Source organism: Gordonia sp. i37 (genome assembly GCF_002043085.1).
GTDB classification, from domain to species: domain Bacteria; phylum Actinomycetota; class Actinomycetes; order Mycobacteriales; family Mycobacteriaceae; genus Gordonia; species Gordonia polyisoprenivorans.
Map to the genome: position 1 here is coordinate 1 of NZ_MVPX01000697.1, position 2909 is coordinate 2909.

At 63.1% G+C, this 2909-nt stretch carries 3 protein-coding genes and 3 pseudogenes; 2 read left to right on the forward strand and 4 right to left on the reverse strand.

Features of this window, described 5'->3' with window-relative positions; translation table 11 throughout:
* Positions 1 to 69: 69 nt before the first annotated feature.
* Positions 70 to 519, forward strand: a pseudogene (locus tag B1964_RS29690) (helix-turn-helix domain-containing protein); the annotation flags it as partial.
* A 632-nt stretch (positions 520 to 1151) separates the two neighbouring features.
* Here B1964_RS29690 and B1964_RS29695 read toward each other — a convergent pair.
* From B1964_RS29695 to B1964_RS31630, 4 genes and pseudogenes are all read right to left on the reverse strand, one after another.
* Complete coding sequence (locus B1964_RS29695; RefSeq protein ID WP_010844958.1) at positions 1152 to 1610, reverse strand: hypothetical protein; 459 nt, start codon at positions 1608 to 1610, stop codon at positions 1152 to 1154.
* Positions 1611 to 1692: 82 nt separating this feature from the next.
* On the reverse strand, positions 1693 to 2334 hold the full coding sequence (locus B1964_RS29700) for a hypothetical protein (protein ID WP_026920504.1): 642 nt from the start codon (positions 2332 to 2334) through the stop codon (positions 1693 to 1695).
* Positions 2324 to 2575 (reverse strand): hypothetical protein, encoded by a 252-nt coding sequence (locus B1964_RS29705; protein WP_240524022.1) that lies wholly within the window; start codon positions 2573 to 2575, stop codon positions 2324 to 2326. The genes B1964_RS29700 and B1964_RS29705 overlap by 11 nt, the downstream gene beginning before the upstream one ends.
* Before the next feature lie 24 nt (positions 2576 to 2599).
* Positions 2600 to 2674, reverse strand: a pseudogene (locus tag B1964_RS31630) (hypothetical protein); the annotation flags it as partial.
* A 24-nt stretch (positions 2675 to 2698) separates the two neighbouring features.
* On the opposite strand from B1964_RS31630, the pseudogene B1964_RS29710 reads away from it, so the two are divergent.
* A pseudogene (locus B1964_RS29710) lies at positions 2699 to 2839 on the forward strand (helix-turn-helix domain-containing protein); the annotation flags it as partial.
* Positions 2840 to 2909: the final 70 nt, after the last annotated feature.

Consider the following 2909-nt stretch of genomic DNA (forward strand, 5'->3'; position numbering starts at 1 on the left):
CCGCACCAGACCGAACCTGGCTCAGCTGACGTCACCCCCGAAACCCCACCACCCCAGGGGACTTACCCCGCTGGCGGTATGAGGCCGCTGAGTCTGGATGAGCCTTCGGGCCGCTATCTATCCTTCGCGGAACGGGAAGAGATCGCGCTGCTTCGCGTTCAGGATTGTGGGGTGCGTGAGATCGCACGGCGGATCGGGCGCAGTCCGGCCACGATCTCGCGTGAGCTACGGCGCAACGCCGCAACCAGGAGCGGGAAGCTTGAGTATCGGGCGTTGGTGGCGCAGTGGAAAGCCCAGCAGGCCGCCAAGCGCCCGAAAACAGCGAAGCTCGTGGCCCACGTCGAGTTGCGGGAGTACGTACAGCACCGCCTGGCCGGCGTTGTCCGCCGTCCCGATGGCACGATCGCTGCGGGCCCCACGCCACCACCGTGGAAGGGGCTCAACAAGCCGCACCGTGCCGACCGGCGGGGGTCGCCGGCGTGGAGTCCAGAGCAGATCTCCCAGCGTTTGAAGGTCAAAGTTCCGGCCCACGATCGGAGCGGTGTACCGGCCAGCCGGCCAGTGGATGTTTCGTCGTTCTGTCAGGGTGTTGCGGATCTCCTGGGTGGGCTCAGCGCTGTCGGGAAGGCGTCCGCGGACTCCTCGCGCCAGGGCCGAGGCCACAATGTGGCCATCAAGTAGCAGTCGGGCAACCCGGGCATGGACCCGGTCGTTCCCACTGAAGCCGTTGGGAAGCGTCATGCTCTGCCTTGTATATGCGAGGACTGCGGCCAGGTCCTCAGCGAACCGGTAGACCATGAGTTGCTCTTTCAAGTCGGGGTCTTCGTTGTCAACTTCGTCGCTAGATCGGCCGTATTTGGTCAGGAATCGGCCGTCGATGTGGAACTCGACCTCTTTGGATGTGCGAAGGCCGAGAAGAACTTTGAACAGTTCGGCGACAGAGCGCGGACTGAGCCCGCGAATCTTGTATCCGACGTCCATCGACGACGCTTGGCCGGACGTGGCTCGATACGGAATCTCTGCGGCCACCGTGAGCCGGCTCCCACAGAACGACATCACGCTGGTTAAGCCGTGAGTTCCTTGGCGGACCTCCGTGACCGTTCCTTCCTCGGCGGCTACGACTTCACCGTCCTCGAGGAACCGGATCTCCATTAGCATTCCAACCGCTGGGCTGCGGTCTGTTCCTGCTCGAAGATCTGCCGGGTGCGTCGGTAGTGGTTGAGCGTCAACCATCGGTCCACTTCGGGATAGTCGATGAGCATCTGATTGAGCTCTGCGCGACCCATCCATCCCACAGTGGGTCGACGTTTCCCCGCTGGAGTGAAGGCTTCGGGCAGGCGTCTTATGTAGCCCTTCTCGGGGGTGGTGAAGTTGCTGCATGGGGCTACCAGAACCCATTCGTGCGGCTCCTGTTCCTTCACCGCCCGCACGAAGGACTTCTTGACTTTGTCTCGACGTCCCACGAACCCGCCGGACATGCCCTCGGGGTAATACTTCAACTGGTAGATAACGAGCCGGCCGTCGGGGTAAGTGACGGAGACGTCCACGCCTCCGTCACCGCCTCGTCCGTTCACGACGTCGACCTCGGCGACGCGCCGGAATTTCCGCATCACAATGTCTCGACGATGCGATCGAACCACGGTGACGTGTGCGGTCTCAGGAGATGCGTGACGTCGTGTTCTCGGGAGATGCTTACCGGCGGTGGGGCCGGTGGGCGTTGAAGTTGCGAATGGTCTTGGTGGTGGTTCGTGCGTGCAGTGACAGTTCTCTGGCGCCGTCGAGCACTCGTAGGTGGTGATCGTCGACGATGATGGTGACGATGGTGCCGGCGTAGGTCGGACTGACTCGGAGGCGTTGGCCGGCCACCATGATCTGACCGCTCTTGGGAACCCGGCGCTGCACGCTCTGCGGCCCTGACGGTGGCGCAGGCGGCAGCGGGGTGCTGGCTTCCCGAACTCCGGTCAAGCGGCGAATATTCTCTAGGTCAAGAGGATTGGGTAGCGTCTTGATCAGGTGGGTGCCGTTGGTCGCGTGGATCAACTCGCCGTCGATCCGCAGGGTGACCCGGCTGCCGGCCGTCACGACGCCGAGGGCGAGTTCATGTCCACGAACAATGACGATGCCGTCGCGGTTCGCGGTCCGGTCGATCTCGATAGCTCGCGGCCGATGGGTGGCGGTGGAGGTGTCGAACGCGGCTTGCGCCGGTCTGGGCCGGCCCGGGCGGGTGCCGCGGGCGCGGAGTCGTTGCAGGTCTGCGGTGGTCAGCTTCGACCGGACCGTCTTGATCACGATGTCGTCGCAGATGATGTACACGCTCGACAGGTCAGCCCACATCACGACACTGCGCTGCGCATAGTTTCTTTCCGACCCACACCTGTTGCACACCGGCAATAGTCACTACACCGGACGGCGGCACGACAGTGTCGAACTCAATGGCGGAACTCGACTGATCGGCCACGGTTGGAGCTGGCCGAACGACTTCGGCTTCCGGTCGGATCTCGGCACCAACAGGCTTGCTGGGCATGGTGTCGGGATCGGTGCTGCGACTGCGGAACACGCTGGCAGGGGTGGCCATGTTCAGCGACTGATGCGGTCTGCAGGTGTTGTAGGCGTGGACCCATTCGTCGATAGTGTTGACGGCGCCTGAAAACTGACCCCCTGACGACGGGTGAATTTTGACCCCCGTCTTGTTAGGAGGGTGATTTCAGTGGAGCAGTGGGCGGAGATCCGCCGTTTGCATCGCAGTGAGGGTGTGCCGATCAAGGAGATCGCGCGCCGGTTGGGGGTGGCCCGTAACACGGTGCGGGCGGCGTTGGCCTCAGACACCGCGCCGAAGTACTCTGAGGTTCCCCCCGAACCGTAGAGGCATCGATAATGAGGAGCACGATGCCAGAGAAGCGGAAGAAGTA